We start from the raw sequence: 14398 nt of genomic DNA, 5'->3' as shown, positions 1-14398 counted from the left end.
GGCGCGTTCGGCAAGCCGGCAGCGGCGCGCTGGCCGCCGGCGGCGCAGCCGCGAGCGTCGGCGCGGCTGCCTCGGCAGGTGGCGCCGCTTGACCGGGACCGGGGCCTGACGCGACGGCCGGCACTGCCGGCATCGGCGCGGCCGACAACGCGGCCGTGTGGAAAGCGCCAACCATGGCGACCGACAGGACGAGCAGCGACGCGGACGGCTTCATGCGCCCCTCCGTTTCGTCTGGCTGATCCGGTCATCAAGCGTGTCGGAACCGACGCGCGCTAAGCAGCTATGCCCGTGAGTGCACATCCCCACTGCTTCCCCTCATATGGCGAACTGGCCTGATGCATTTATCGAAACGACGCGGCAAATCCTTTCATGGCCGTCGTCGTGCTCCGCGCGCCTGGCACTGGCGCACGCGCATTCGTCACACTATCTCAAAAATGGGACAAAACTAACGCCGCTTCGCGACGGCGAAGCGAAAAAAACCTCAATCCGGTCGGAAATGCTGCGCATGCGGTACGAATGGTAAGAATTGCGCCGTTGTCGCCAGACGGGTCGAACGGCATACTGCCGGCGCGGTGCGGCGGTCCGTTGCAGACCGCCCGGAACGCGCTGCCGCGGAGCGGCGCGTATGCTACCGCAAACCCGCGACGCCGGACGTGCTTTCTTTCACGGAAAACTGACTTGAATCAAATCATCGACCCCGCCCCCCCTTCCTCCGACACGCTGCTGCGCATCATCGCGACGCAGACCGAAATCGCGAAACTCGGTCTCGACCTCGGCAGCGTGATGGCCTACGTGGCCGAGCAGGTGCCGCAGCTCACCGGCGCGAGCGCCGCCGCGGTCGAATTCGCCGAAGGCGACGACATGGTGTACCGCGCCGCGTCGGGCACGGCTGCCGGGATGCTCGGGCTGCGGTTGCGGCGCTCGGGCAGCCTGTCGGGCCTGTGCGTGCAGCAAGGCGAATTGCTGCACTGCGTCGATTCGGAAATCGACCCGCGCGTCGATCGCGACGCGTGCCGCCGCGTCGGCCTGCGCTCGATGCTCGTGATGCCGCTCACGCATGCCGACACGACGGTCGGCGTGCTGAAGGTGATGTCGCCGAACGTCGACGGCTTCTCGCAGGCCGACGCCGGCACGCTGCGGCTGATGGCCGACCTGATTGCCGCCGCGATGTTCCACGCGGCGCGCAACGAGGCGAACGAGCTGTACCTGCGCGCGACGCACGACGCGCTCACGGGCCTGCCTAACCGCGCGCTGTTCTACGACCGCCTGCGCCAGTCGATGCACACGGCGCTGCGCGCAAACGGCCGGCTCGGCATTCTCAACATCGACATGGACGGACTGAAGCCGATCAACGACGGGTTCGGCCACCGCGCGGGCGACGCCGCGCTGCGCGAGATCGCTACGCGGATGCAGGGGGTGGTACGGCGCTCGGACACGGTCGCGCGCGTCGGCGGCGACGAATTCGCGGTGATCCTGCCGAACATCGGCACCCGCGACGATGCGCACGCGCAAAGCACGCGGCTCGCGCGGCAGGTCGGCGAACCGTTCGAATTCGAGGGGCACGCGCTGCGGCTCGGCGTCAGCGTCGGAATCGCGATGCTGCCGGAAGACGGCACCGACATGAACGCGCTGATCGAGCACGCCGATCAGGCGATGTACGAAGCCAAGCGGACGCGGTCGCAGCGCACCGCGCACGCGTAACGCCTGACGGGCGACGCTAGCCGGTCAGCGGCACCGCGAGCGCGATCCCGACCACGAGCCACTGCACGATCGCGACGAGCACGCCGGCACGGCACAGCCCGACCGCACCGCGCACGCGCGCGTCGAGCGCGCGCCCGGCCTTCGTCGCGTCGATCCAGCCGAGATCGGTGAGCGCGCGGTCGAGCGCCTCGAGCCCGTCGTCGAGCGCCCCGTCGCCCGCGGCCGCCCGCGCGAGCGCCGCGAACAGCCGGCGGTCGATCGCGATGCGCACCGCGTACCACAACGCCGCAATCCCCGACCCGGAGCTGACGACGGCCAGCAGCCCGCGGGCGAGCGTCGCCGGCGCCCAGCCCGCCGCGATCCACCAGCCCGCGCCGGCCGCGGCCAGCGCCGCCGCGATCGCCCATGCACCCGCATCGAGCGCGCCGCGCGCGGCGGCAATCCTGAAGGGAGCGGACGGATCGCGCATCACGCCCGTCCCATGTCGCGACGGCGATCGATCCAGTCCTGCAGCACGCCCACGCCGTCATCCGACCACACCGCATGCGGCCGCACCGCGCGCACCGCCGCCAGCGCGTCGCGCGCATCGCCCAGCCCGCGCCGCGCGGCGAGCCACGCGGCCGCGCACAGCACGCTGCGCCCATAGCCTAGCGCGCAGCAGACCAGCACGTCGCGCCCGTCCCCGTGCAGGCGTTCGAGCGCCGCGACGGCCTGCGCGAGCTGCGCCGGCGTCGGCGCGACCAGATCGAGCTGCGGCACGGACGCATACGCGAGCGACGCATCGGCCGCCGCCCAGCGCGGCATCTCGGCAGTCAGGTCGACCAGCGCGGTGAAACCGTGGCGCCGGAGGTCGCGCGTCGTCGGCGTACGGCCGATCGACACGCGTGCGTCGATCCGCACCGGCGCCGGCTGCCGGAACGTCCACAGCCGCGAATTGACGAACGCACCGGCAATCGTCGGAGCGAGCAGCCAGCGAACGAAGACCGGCAACCGGCCGTGCGCATCCTTCTGGAATGCGCCGGGCGCGCCACGCCGGTAGACCCATGCCACGCACGCCAGCGCCAGCGCGATCCACCCTGCCGCCAGCGCCCAGCCCGGCGCGCGCGGCACGCACCACAGGGCCGCCAGCGCCACCAGTGCGGCGCCGAGCGCATAGCGCCGCGCGAGCGCGCGGCCGGCCGCGCCCGGCGACGCGTCGGCGCCCGGCAAGCGGCCCGCCGCATCGCGCAGCGGAAACAGGAACAGTGCGAGACAACCGACGGCCGCGCCGGTCGGCACGTCGATCGCGTGGTGCTGGTAGGTCGTCAGCACCGATACGCCGATCGCCGCGAACCACAGATGCAGCACGGCGCGCGCGAACGTGCCGCGCAGGTGCTTCGCGTAGACGGCCCACAGCACGACGAGCAAGCCGATATGCAGCGACGGCGCCTGGTTGAACGGCTTGTCGAAGCCCATCAGCAGCGTGAACAGCGCGCCGGCCACGCCGCCCGCGTCGGGCCGCTCGAACCCGAAACGCAGCGGCCACACGATGAAGCAGGCGACCGACACCAGTTGCACCGTCAGCAGCCGTTTCACGTGATCGAGCAGATCGGCGCGGCGCGTCCAGAAGAAGAACGACAGCGCATACAGCAGGTCGATCGACCAGTACGGCACGATGGTCCACGGCACGAACGGGATCGCATGCTCCCAGCCGAACGCGAACGTCGGCACTGCCGCGCGGCGCGCGGCGAGCCAGTTCGCGAAGCCGTACGTCGAGAAGAACACCGCGCCCATCGCCGCGAGCCAGCCGAAGCGCAGTGCGAACGACGCGTCGCGCGCGCCGGCCGCCGGTTCGGCAAGGCCGCCCGCGCCGCCGCCGAGCGCGCTCATGACGCGTCGACCCGCTGCGCGAGGCTGACCGTGAAGATGCCCATCTCGTCGATCCGCTGCTCGAGCTTGCGGAAGCCTGCACGCGCGACGAGCTCGTCCATCTCGGCCTGCGAACGGCGGCGCATCACCCAGGTCGCCTCGCCGCGGTGGTTGTTCAGCGCGCGCGCAATGAATTCGAGCTGCGGATGCCACGGCTGCCCGGTATAGACGAGATAGCCGCCCGGCGGCACGGCCTGCGCGAGCCCGCGCAACGAGCGCTCGATCAGCGCGTTCTCGCCAAACAGTTCGTACAGGCCCGACACGATCGCGAGTGTCGGGCGCGGCTCGAGCGTCGCGAGCGATGTCTCGTCGAATGCGTCGCCGCGCTCGAAGCGCGCGATCGGCTCGAGGCCGCGCTGCGCGATCAGCACGCGCCCGGCCTCGACGTTCGGCGGGCTGTAGTCGCGCAGCGTGATGTCGTCGGGCGCCGCGCCGTCGCGCTCGGCGGCCGACGCGATCGCGTCGAGCACATAGCGCCCGTGACCGGCCGCGATGTCGACGATCCGCACCGGCGAGCCGTGCCCGCGCAGGCGGCCGATCGCCGTGCCGATCAGTTCCTGCAGATGCACCTTGCGCTGGCGGATGCCGATCCAGCCCGGCGAATCGAGATACGTGCGGTCGATCAGCGCGCCGACGCCGAGCCGCCCCTGCGCACGGTTGCGGTACACGTAGTCGAGCGTCGAGCCCGAATCGAAGCCGAGCCGCAGCCCGAGCGCGATGCCGTCCGACAGCGCGCCGCCTGCCTTCAGGCCGGCGCGCGTGAGCGCCCAGTACGCCCGCGCGAATACGTTCGCGGGCGGCCGGCCGAGCGCCGCGTATTCGTCGTGGAACGCGCCGCGCCGGTCGGCATCGGCGAGCGACACGCGCGGGCTCGGCGCGTCGAACTCGCGCAGCACGAACGCGCGCAGCGGCGCGAGCGCCTGTGCGCGGTCGCGTTCGCCGAGCGTGTCGTGATAGAAGCCCGGCAGTACGATGCGCTCCTTGCGCGCCGCGCCGAGCCGTTCGAAGAAACGATCCTGCGGGCCGCGATGCACGACCCAGTCGGCGCCCGAGATCAGCAACTGCGTCGGCACGGTGATCGCGGCCGCGTCGGCGACGATCCGCTGCGCGGTGTCGTGCAGGTCGAGCAGCATGTTGACCGCGATCGGCCGCGTGATCAGCGGATCGGACGCATAGCTCGCGATCCGCTCGGGATCGTGCGTGAGGAATTTCGGCTTCACGTAGCTGTTCACGTAGAACAGCCCGCGCAGCTTGTGCATCAGCCGCAGCCCCGGCCGCGCGAACGGCACGTAAAGCTTGATGTGGAATGCCGGCGACGCGACGACGAGCGCGCGGATCGGCGGCGCATAGTCGTGCGCCCAGGTGGCCGCGAGCACCGCGCCGACGCTCTGGCCGACTACCGCCATGTCCTCGATCGCGATGCCGTGCGTGTCGCGGATATGTTCGACGAAGGTCTGCAGGTCGCGCACCGACGCGGCCGCGCTCGGGCTGTAGCCGCGCGCGCCCGGCGAGCGGCCGTGACCGCGTGCGTCCCACGCGAAAAATGCAAAATCCGGCAGGTCGAGCTCGTCGACGAGGTGCGCGACGCGCGCCGAATGTTCGTGGCCGCGATGCAGCAGCACGACGGCGCCGCGGCAATGCGGTGCCGTTGCGGGCCAGTGTCGATAGAACAGCGTTTCGCCGTCGTGCGTGATGAAGTCGGCCTCACGTGCCGTGCGTGCGCTCATGCGATTTCTCTCGTTTCGTTATTCGAATTGTGTGGCGCCGCCCTCCGGCGCCCGGGCCATCAGCCGCCCGCTTCGGCGATCCCGGCCCGTACGCGCCGCACCGCCGTCACGATCGACAGCACGATCAGCAGCCGCCACAGCCACGCGGCGACGCTGCCGACCGGGAATCCGAGGCCGATCCACAGCGCGAACGCGCCGAGGGCCAGCGCCCGGTCACTCTTGCCGAACGGGCCGTCGTAGCGGCGCGTCGCGCCGACGAGCGGGCCGATCAGCCCCGCGCATTCGACGATCACCGCCGTCAGCGCGAACAGCCAGACGTCCGCCGGAGCGAACGCGGACATGGCGAGGAACGGCAGCACGAGCGCGACGTCGGACACGATGTCGCCGAGCTCGTTCAGGTACGCGCCGAGCGTGCTCTTCTGCCCGTGCTCGCGCGCGAGCATCCCGTCGATCGCGTTGAGCGCCATCCGCGCGAACAGCCACAGCGGAATCAGCAGGAACAGCGCACGGGCGAACACGCCCAGGCCGGCGAGCGCGCCGACGACGATCGAGCCGCCGGCCGCGAACAGCGTGACCTGGTTGGCCGTGACGCCGCGTTCGGCGAGCGAATTCGCGAACGGGCGCAGACGGTTCTGGAATTTGGGTTTGAGTGCGTAGAGGCTCATCGTTTTATTTGCGCGGCACAGTCGGATACGTTTCCCGCCGCCATGCCCCGGGCGGCGAAACGGCCTTCGTCAGCCTTCATTGGACGGCCCTAATCGTCGCCGAGCGGCCCCGATGCGTCAAGCCTGCGGCCCGGCACGCCCGCGCGGCGCGAATCTGGCGTTTTTCAGCGAAACTCGCGATAATCCGCTGGCCCGATCGCGGTGAGATCCATTCGAACTGCAGACGGGCACTCGTGCAACAGCCGATTATCACGCCGCCGACCGGCGCATTCGCCGCGACGCAACAGCGTGCGACGGCGAATCGTCCGATTATCGCGGACCTGCGACAGGCAGCCACGAATTTGAAAAAATTTAAACAAGAGCCGTCCGGCGCGCATCCTGCCGCGCCGGCATTCCGGGGTTCCGCCCGCCGCGCTTGCGCAGCGGGCCGGGCATGCAGGCAGGAGGCACCGCGCCGATGAACATCCTCAATGTCTGGCAGCGCGACTTCCTGCTGTCCATCGTGCGACTCGTCGCCGGCGCGTATCCGGTCTGGCATCAGGCGCCGCCGTCCCCGACGCAGAAAATCTATTTCTCGAATCACACGAGCCACATCGACACGCTCGCGATCCTCGCCGCGCTGCCGCGCAACGTGCGCGCGGTCGTGCGGCCGGTCGCCGCGCGCGACTACTGGGACAGCAGCGACATGAAGCGGCACATCGCGCAGAAGCTGCTGAACGTCGTGCTGATCGACCGCCACCGCGAATCCGGCGGCGACCCGCTCGACCCCGTGCGCGACGCGCTGCGGCAGGGCCATTCGATCATCATCTTCCCGGAAGGCACGCGCGGCGCCGAGGTGCTGCCGCAGCCGTTCAAGAGCGGACTGTTCCATCTCGCGACCGAATTCCCGGACGTCGCGCTCGCGCCCGTCTACCTCGAGAACCTGCAGCGCATCATGCCGAAGGGCGCGATCTGGCCCGTGCCGCTGATCTGCAAGGTGCATTTCGGGGCGAACGACGCGCTCGGCGACCAGGAAGAGAAGCCGACCTTCCTCGCCCGCATGCGCGACGCGGTCGTCGCGCTCGCGCCGCCGCAGCGGCCCGCCGGCTGAACGCGCCGCCCTTTTCTCCCTTTTTCCGGATACCAACAACAATGCGAACCATCTTCTGGGAACTGGTCGCGGGCGTCACGGGCGTGCTCGTCGTCGCGACCGTGATCGGCGCGATCCTCGGCGCGCGCAGCGGCGGCCAGAGCTCGACCATCGTCAACCTGAACCAGCGCATCCGCGCGTGGTGGGCGATGATCGCGATCATGGCCATCGCGATCGGCCTCGGCAACAACGTCACGTATCTCGTGTTCGCGCTGCTGTCGTACCTGACGCTGCGCGAATTCATCACGCTCACGCCGACCACCGCGAGCGACCACACGACGCTCTTCATCGCGTTCTTCGTCGCGATCCCCGTGCAGTACCTGCTGCTCGGGATCAACTGGTACGGGATGTATTCGATCTTCGTGCCCGTGCACCTGTTCTTCGCGATGTCGCTCGTCTCGGCGCTCACGCAGGACACGCGCGAATTCCTGAGCCGCAACGCGAAGATCAACTGGGCGCTGATGGTGTGCGTGTACGGCCTGAGCCATGCGCCGGCCGTGCTGATCCTCGATATTCCGCGCTACGCGGGGCAGAACGCGCTGCTGCTGTTCTTCTTCCTGTTCGTCGTGCAGATCAGCGACGTGCTGCAATATGTGGTCGGCAAGCTGTTCGGGCGCCGCAAGATCGCGCCGCAGCTGTCGCCGTCGAAGACGATCGAAGGCTTCGTCGGCGGCGGTTTGCTGGCCACGCTGTGCGGCGCGTCGCTGTATCGCGTGACGCCGTTCAGCTTCGGCGCGGCCTTCGGCATCTCGCTCGCGATCGTGATCGCGGGCTTCGTCGGCGGGCTCGTGCTGTCGGCCGTCAAGCGCTCGCTCGGCACGAAGGACTGGGGCTCGATGATCGCGGGCCACGGCGGGATGCTCGATCGCGTCGACTCGATCTGCTTCGCCGCGCCGGTGTTCTTCCACCTCGTACGCTATCTGTACGTGTGATGCACGGGCGGCGCCACGCCGCCCGTTCCCGCGCGCGACGGCTCAGTAGCCGTCGCGCAATGCCTTCGGCACGACGTAGCGGCCGCGTGCCGCGTCGAACGTCACCGTATGGCGTGCGCGGATGGCCTTGTCGCCGCGCGTGCCCGTTTCGCTGACCGTCAGCGGATAGACGTCGCCGGTGCCGGTCAGGTCCGGCACGATCTCGAAGCGGCGCTCCTCGCAGCGAGCGTGCGCGTTCGCACATTCGGTCGACTCCGCGTTGTCGAGCGCCTCGTCGATGCGCGCCGCCGCCTGCACCAGCGCGTTGCCGTACGGCAGCCAGATCGAGCGGAAGCTTTGCGTATAGCCTTGCCGCATGTCGCGTTCGCCGATGACGAACCCGAACACGTGCGGCCCGAGCCGCTCGATGCGCACCGTGCCCGGCTCGCCGCGCGTGCCCGACGCGATCTCCGTTTTCTTCACGACCGGCTCGAGTGTCTTGCCGTCGGCCGTCGGCTTCAGCACGTACAGGTCGATCGTGCCGGTCGACGCGTCCGCATCCATGCCCGGCGTTCCGTTCTGCACGGCCGCTTCGGTTTCGCCGCACACCGCGAGCAGCGTGCGCGCGCCGTCCGCGGTCGCGACGCGCAGCGAGCCGCACGGCGCGTAGATGAAATCGTCGCCGTCCGCCTGCCAACCCTTGCGGTCCGCACGCCAGTTGCCGTAAGTGTCGTGGATGAAGGTCTTCAGTTGATGGTCGGGCTGGGCCGGCTCGACGGCATAAACGGGCGACAGCGCGGAGAGCGCCGTCAGTACCGCGAGTGCACCCAGTGCAGCGAGCGAAGCCGCGAGCGGCTTGAGACGTGTGTTCCGGTGCGGGACTGTCATGACGAGGTTCGTTCTGGTCGGAAGGATGGGCGGTGAATGGTTGCGGGCGCGCCCGATCACGGTTGCCGTGGCGCGATGCCGGTGCCGTCCGGCTTCAGCCGCGCGGTTGACACCCATCCCTCGGCCATGCCGCGCGTGCGCGGATTCAGGTAGACAATCGACGTGAAACGGCCATATTCGGTCCGCGCATCGACGTGGTCGTGCTCGACGATGAACAGCCCGTCGATCCGGCATGCGTCGTCCGGCGCGGAAAAGAACGGCAGGCGCCCCTTGCCGGTGACGACACGCCCGGCGTCGCTACCCGTCACGAAATCACCCTGCCCCTGTGCGCGGCGGTTCAGCGCGTCGCAATCGACGGCACCGCGCACCGGCGCAGCCGGCGCATCGCACGCCGACACGGCACGCGACAGCGCGCGCCTGTCGATCTTCAGCACGTCCGGCCGGTCGGGATCGCGTGTGATGTCGAGTGCGCGCATCGCCTGCGTATCGAGCGTCACCCAGCCGATCGTCGCTTCGCGATTGGGCGTGCCCGGATGGTCGGGCACCGTGAACAGCCGGATGCGGTAGAGATGGCCGTTGCGCTCGTCCACGTCGGCATGGATGTCGTGCCGCGCCATCGCGGTCTGCCGCAGCGCCGGTACGATCAGCGCCGTCAATTGCGCGTTGCACGACGCCGGCGGCGCAGCGGCCGCCGATTGCGCGGCCAGCACGCCCGCGCACGCCAGCCCGGCGCCCACGGCGAGTGCCGCGCACCGGCCGCGACGCATGCCCTCGCCATTCGCGCCGGCCGGCGTTACGATCTCGTTCTTCACTCCAGGCTCCGTTCGATGCACGCGGGAATCGGTCCGCGAGGCCGTAGCGTACACGCACGGCGCGGCACCGCAAGCGTCGAATCGCCGGCCCGACATGGACACACGCATGAACCTGACCTTGCAGGACGTCGCCTGGCACCGCTCGGTCGGGCGGCTCATCGAGTCGCTCGACCAGCCGGGCTTCTGGCTGTCGCTGATCCGGCTGATCGAGGAATACGTCGCGGTCGACAGCTGGGTGGCGCTGATGTTCGGCGACGGCCGCCCGCTGGTGTTCGCCGAATGCGCGTACGAAGGCGGCGGCCCCGACCCGCTGTTTCGCGACTACGTGCAGGGCCTGTACCTGCTGGATCCGTTCTACATCGCGAACCGCGATGCGCCGGCCAGCGGCCTGTTCCGGCTGTCCGACGTCGCGCCCGAGTGCTTTCGCGACACCGAGTACTACACGCGCTATTTCACGCACAACGTCGTCGAGGACGAGGTGCAGTTCAACGTCGTGCTCGACGACACGCGCACGCTGTGCCTGTCGCTCGGCAGCAAGCGGCGCTTCAGCCCCGAACAAGTGGCACTGCTCGACCTGGTGCGGCCGTGGATCGTCGCGCTGATGCGCCAGCGCCTCGCGTACGAGCGGACACCCGCCGAATCCGCGCCGTCGCGCCCGGCCAGCGCCGGTGCTGACGCGAGTCACCGCTTCGAGCACGCGATGGCCAGGCTCGGCACCCCGCTCACCGCCCGCGAACTCGACGTGATCCGGCTGATCCTGAGCGGTCGCTCGAACAAGGAAGTCGCAAACAAGCTGGAAATCTCGGCGGAAACCGTCAAGGTGCACCGGCGCAACATCTACGCCAAGCTCTCGATCAATTCGCAGTCGGAACTGTTTTCGCTGTTCCTGAAGGCGCAGACCGATGCGTGATGCGCAGCGCCGCCGCGATCTGGCCCAGACGCGGGCAATCCCCGGCTGACGTCCGCACGCCGCTCGCGTAAGGTTCGCGTATCGTTCAGCCTCCCGGGCACCCCGCGATGCACCTCTCTCCACCCGCTTCACCCGGCCACGCCGGCCCTGTCATCGGCGTGCGGCCGCAGACACTCGGCAATACGATCCGGGCGGCCGGCACCGCCGGGTTCGCCGATGCCGTCGCCCGCTTCGTCAACGAGAGCCTCGTCACCGACGCGATCCATCTCGAACGCTGGCGGCCCGACCCGGGCGCCGCGTCGGGTTATCTGATCGAATGGCTCGGGAGCTGGGGTGACCGGTATCAGGAGCTGTGCGCGCTGATGGATGCGTACTATCTGGATTTCTGGCAAACCGATCCGCTCATCGAGCCGGTGCGCGGCACGACCGGCACGCTGCTGCTGCAGCGGCACGTCGGCGGACTGCCCGACGGCGATTTCCGCCGGCGCTTCTTCGACGAACAGCGCGTCACGCAGGAATGCATGCTCGTGCACGGCAATGCGAACGTCCAGTATGCGCTGTCGGTCACGCGCTCGACCGGCCAGGCCGCATTCAGCCGCGACGAGCTGTTCCACCTGCGGCAGATGGCCGACCTGCTGTTCCCGTTGCTCGAAATGCATGCGCGCTCGTGCGCCGCGCGCCGCATCGCGCCGGCGGCCAGCCACGCGCCGTCGCATCACGGCTTCGACACGCGCATCGCGCGCCAGGACGTGCGCCTGTCGCGCCGCGAGCAGGAAATCTGCAAGCTTCTGCTGAGCGGCCGCTCGGTGCCGGAAGCCGCAACCCTGCTCGACATCCGCCACTCGACCGCCGAAACCTACGTGAAGCGCGCGTTCGCGAAGCTCGGCGTGCGCACGCGCAGCGCGCTGTTCGACTGGGCGCTGATCGACGGCTGAGCGTATCGCGCGCCGATCCCGTCTATCGACCGCGCCGTCCGGGCGTCCTTGCGGATTCGGTCGGTACTCGCCCGTTCACGACGCCCTCCGGCAGCCACTGATTTCCGTATCCGTTCACGCCTCCGTCGATACCTGTCGCGAGTTCAATACCCCCGACGGGTTAACGCGTCGGCGGGATGGGAAACCGTAAGGATCGGCGCATACTAGGCCCTGTTTCCAACCGCTCCGCCGCGTGTCGCGACGGGCCACTGCCCCCGAAACCGCCCATGAAACTGAAGCTCGACATCGTCCAGCTCGCCGGCCGCGACGGCGACACGCACTACAACCTGCAGCGCACGCTCGACGCCATCGCGACCTGCGCGCCCGGCACCGACATCGTGATGTTTCCGGAAGCGCAGCTCACCGGCTTCCTCGATCCGTCGAATCTCGCGGAAGTCGCCGAGCCGCTCGACGGCCCGAGCGTCGGCGCGGTCATTGCGGCTGCGCGCGCACGCGACGTGGCGGTTGTGGTCGGGCTGATCGAGAACGACGGCGGACGCTTCTACAACACGACCGTGTTCGTCACGCCGGACTGCATCGCGCTGCGCTATCGCAAGACGCACCTGTGGGTGAGCGAGCACGGCGTCGTGCTGCCGGGCGACCGCTACGCAACGGTCGAATGGCGCGGCGTCCGGATCGGCTTGCTGATCTGCTACGACAGCGAATTCCCGGAAACCGGCCGCGCACTCGCCGCGCTCGGCGCCCAGCTGATCCTCGTGACCGACGGCAACATGGAGCCGTACCGCAACGTCCACCGCACGTCGGTGTCGGCGCGCGCGATGGAGAACCAGGTGTTCGCGGCAGTCGCCAATCGCGTCGGCGACAGCACGCACGACGTCGTGTTCGCGGGCGGCAGCCTCGCGGTCGATCCGTACGGCAACGTGATGTTCGAAGCCGGCAACACCGAATCGCGTCATGCGCTCGAACTCGACTTCGACCAGCTCGCCGCATCGCGCGCGGTCTACGACTATCGGCGAGATCAGCGCCTGCATATCGCTGGCGAACGCATCGAGCACGCGAACGGACGTCGCGAGCTGCTGATTCCGTGACCCGCACCTGCCTGCCCGCGGCGGCGACGCCACGCGTCACGCCGGATCGGGCACCTCGATCGCCAGCAGCGCCGAACTGACCGACTTGCCGTGCGCGTCGAGCGCGAGCGAACGCGTCACGCCCCCCCCGAGCGCATCGCGCAGCACGAAGTTGAATGCACCGAGCGCCGGCAGTTCGTAGCGCACGACGTCGCCGTGCACGATGCCCGCGAGCCATGCCTTCACCGCTTGCGCATCGAGATGCGCGCGCAGATGATCGAAATGACGCGGATCGCGGCAGATGACCGATACGTTCAGCGTATTGCCCTTGTCGCCGGTGCGCGCATGCGCGAGTTCACGCAGTTGCATCATGCCTCCACGAATGAAAACGACGGTGTCACGGCCGCACGCGGCAGCAGCACCGACTGCACGGCGATCACCTCGCGTGCCGACTTGAACGCGCCGCCGCCGCCGGCCGGCCCGTTCGTATAGAGCGTCTCGACTTCATTGCCGATCCGCGCGGCTTCGGCGGCGCTCGCCGTACGGCCGGCCACCCGCACGCGCACCTCGGCCGGCTCGCCGCGCTCGGCCGGCGTTGCGTCGCCATACAGGGAATCGATGCCGATCAGGTCGAAGCGCCACTCGGTCGCCGCGACGCCGGTCAGCGCCAGCCGTTCGCGGACGATGTCGCGCGCGAGGCGCGCACGTTCGAGCGCGCCCGGCCCGCCGTACGAAATCTGGCCTTCGCCGATCCAGCCGTCGACGTAAGCAACCGACACCTTCAGCGTATCGGGTCGCGCGCTTCCACGGCCGCCCGTCACGCGCACGCGGTCGGCCGCCTCCTCGGCAACCGCCACATGCGTGAAATCGGCGACGACATCGGGTTGCAGATAGCGCGCCGGATCGTGAATCTCGTAGAGCAGCTGTTCCTTGCAGGTCGCCGCGCTCACGCGGCCGCCCGCGTGCGGCACCTTCGTGATCACGACCGAACCGTCAGCCGCGACTTCGCCGATCGGGAAGCCGAGCCGCGCCAGGTTCGGCACGTCCTTGTAGCCGGGATCCGCGAAATAGCCGCCCGTCACCTGCCCGGCGCATTCGAGCAGATGGCCGACGACGGTCGCCTGCCCGAGCGTGTCCCAGTCGTCCATCCGCCAGCCGAACGCGTGGATCAGCGGCGCGGCAAACAGCGACGGATCGGCGACCCGCCCGGTCAGCACGATGTCCGCGCCTGCCGCGAGCGCGTCGACGATCGGCGCGGCGCCGAGGTACGCATTCGCGGACACGATGCGGTCGCGATACGCGGCGACTTCGTCGCCCGACTCCTCGAAACGGAACGCGCCGCGCAGCACGACGTCGAGCACGTCGTCGCCTTCGACTGCCGCGACTTTCAGCCCCGCGATACCGAGCGACTGCGCGATCTGCGCGGTGTGCCGCGCCGCCGCGCGCGGGTTCGCGGCGCCCATGTTCGACACGATGCGCACGCGTTTCGCCGCCGCGACCGGCAGCACGGCGTGCATCCGCGCGTCGAGCAACGGGTCGTAGCCGAGCGCCGGATCCTTGCGCCGCGCCTGCTGCGCGATCGCGATCGTGCGCTCGGCCAGGCATTCGAACACGAGATAGTCGAGTTGCCCGTGTTCGGCCAGCTCGACCGCGGGCTCGATCCGGTCGCCCGAGTAGCCGGCGCCCGCGCCGATGCGCACGCGCCGTTCAGGTTGCTTTGCTGTCATGTCCGTCCCGTCGTCCGG

14 protein-coding genes and 1 pseudogene are annotated in these 14398 nt (G+C 69.5%); 6 read left to right on the top strand and 9 right to left on the bottom strand.

From position 1 onward, the window contains the following. Positions 1-214, bottom strand: a pseudogene (locus BLA15945_RS09140) (hypothetical protein); the annotation flags it as partial. 464 nt (positions 215-678) lie between these two features. Here BLA15945_RS09140 and BLA15945_RS09135 point away from each other — a divergent pair. Then, positions 679-1701: a sensor domain-containing diguanylate cyclase gene (locus BLA15945_RS09135; RefSeq protein WP_407045092.1), complete on the top strand. Its 1023-nt coding sequence runs from the start codon at positions 679-681 to the stop codon at positions 1699-1701. A 16-nt stretch (positions 1702-1717) separates the two neighbouring features. On the opposite strand, the gene BLA15945_RS09130 is transcribed toward BLA15945_RS09135, so the two are convergent. Genes BLA15945_RS09130 through BLA15945_RS09115 form a run of 4 tightly spaced genes read right to left on the bottom strand, consistent with a single transcriptional unit; the run spans position 1718 to position 6001 of the window. Continuing rightward, a complete protein-coding gene (locus BLA15945_RS09130) occupies positions 1718-2170 on the bottom strand; it encodes a hypothetical protein (RefSeq protein WP_174992100.1) in 453 nt (150 codons plus the stop codon). Next, positions 2170-3570 (bottom strand): phosphatase PAP2/dual specificity phosphatase family protein, encoded by a 1401-nt coding sequence (locus tag BLA15945_RS09125; protein WP_174992099.1) that lies wholly within the window; start codon positions 3568-3570, stop codon positions 2170-2172. The genes BLA15945_RS09130 and BLA15945_RS09125 overlap by 1 nt, the downstream gene beginning before the upstream one ends. Next, a complete protein-coding gene (locus BLA15945_RS09120; protein WP_174992098.1) occupies positions 3567-5336 on the bottom strand; it encodes a bifunctional alpha/beta hydrolase/class I SAM-dependent methyltransferase in 1770 nt (589 codons plus the stop codon). The genes BLA15945_RS09125 and BLA15945_RS09120 overlap by 4 nt, the downstream gene beginning before the upstream one ends. Positions 5337-5395: 59 nt before the next feature. Beyond that, positions 5396-6001, bottom strand: coding sequence for a CDP-alcohol phosphatidyltransferase family protein (locus BLA15945_RS09115; RefSeq protein ID WP_059234883.1), 606 nt, complete (start codon positions 5999-6001; stop codon positions 5396-5398). A gap of 457 nt (positions 6002-6458) precedes the next feature. On the opposite strand from BLA15945_RS09115, the gene BLA15945_RS09110 reads away from it, so the two are divergent. Both BLA15945_RS09110 and BLA15945_RS09105 read left to right on the top strand, forming a co-directional pair. Then, positions 6459-7091, top strand: coding sequence for a lysophospholipid acyltransferase family protein (locus BLA15945_RS09110; protein ID WP_174992097.1), 633 nt, complete (start codon positions 6459-6461; stop codon positions 7089-7091). Between the two features lie 41 nt (positions 7092-7132). After that, positions 7133-8062, top strand: a complete 930-nt coding sequence (locus BLA15945_RS09105; RefSeq protein ID WP_059234885.1) for a phosphatidate cytidylyltransferase — start codon at positions 7133-7135, stop codon at positions 8060-8062. A 42-nt stretch (positions 8063-8104) separates the two neighbouring features. On the opposite strand, the gene BLA15945_RS09100 is transcribed toward BLA15945_RS09105, so the two are convergent. Next, entirely contained in the window at positions 8105-8929 is an 825-nt protein-coding gene (locus tag BLA15945_RS09100) for a hypothetical protein (RefSeq protein ID WP_059234887.1), read from the bottom strand. 56 nt (positions 8930-8985) lie between these two features. Next, on the bottom strand, positions 8986-9741 hold the full coding sequence (locus BLA15945_RS09095) for a hypothetical protein (RefSeq protein ID WP_174992096.1): 756 nt from the start codon (positions 9739-9741) through the stop codon (positions 8986-8988). A gap of 106 nt (positions 9742-9847) precedes the next feature. Between BLA15945_RS09095 and BLA15945_RS09090 the strand changes: the two genes are divergently transcribed. The 3 genes from BLA15945_RS09090 to BLA15945_RS09080 all read left to right on the top strand — a co-directional run bounded on the left by BLA15945_RS09090 (position 9848) and on the right by BLA15945_RS09080 (position 12674). Beyond that, a complete protein-coding gene (locus BLA15945_RS09090) occupies positions 9848-10651 on the top strand; it encodes a helix-turn-helix domain-containing protein (protein WP_174992095.1) in 804 nt (267 codons plus the stop codon). Positions 10652-10758: 107 nt separating this feature from the next. Continuing rightward, entirely contained in the window at positions 10759-11586 is an 828-nt protein-coding gene (locus BLA15945_RS09085) for a helix-turn-helix transcriptional regulator (protein WP_174992094.1), read from the top strand. Between the two features lie 266 nt (positions 11587-11852). Continuing rightward, the gene (locus BLA15945_RS09080; RefSeq protein WP_174992093.1) at positions 11853-12674 is read left to right on the top strand and encodes a carbon-nitrogen hydrolase family protein; all 822 of its coding nucleotides are present in this window, start codon (positions 11853-11855) and stop codon (positions 12672-12674) included. Between the two features lie 36 nt (positions 12675-12710). On the opposite strand, the gene BLA15945_RS09075 is transcribed toward BLA15945_RS09080, so the two are convergent. Next, positions 12711-13022 (bottom strand): AtuA-related protein, encoded by a 312-nt coding sequence (locus tag BLA15945_RS09075; RefSeq protein WP_059236821.1) that lies wholly within the window; start codon positions 13020-13022, stop codon positions 12711-12713. Continuing rightward, the gene (locus BLA15945_RS09070) at positions 13022-14380 is read right to left on the bottom strand and encodes an acyclic terpene utilization AtuA family protein (RefSeq protein ID WP_174992092.1); all 1359 of its coding nucleotides are present in this window, start codon (positions 14378-14380) and stop codon (positions 13022-13024) included. The genes BLA15945_RS09075 and BLA15945_RS09070 overlap by 1 nt, the downstream gene beginning before the upstream one ends. Positions 14381-14398 lie beyond the last annotated feature (18 nt).

Source organism: Burkholderia arboris (genome assembly GCF_902499125.1).
Lineage (GTDB): Bacteria > Pseudomonadota > Gammaproteobacteria > Burkholderiales > Burkholderiaceae > Burkholderia > Burkholderia arboris.
The sequence above is the reverse complement of the archived record's forward strand: the minus strand, read 5'-3'. Positions and strand labels throughout refer to the sequence as shown.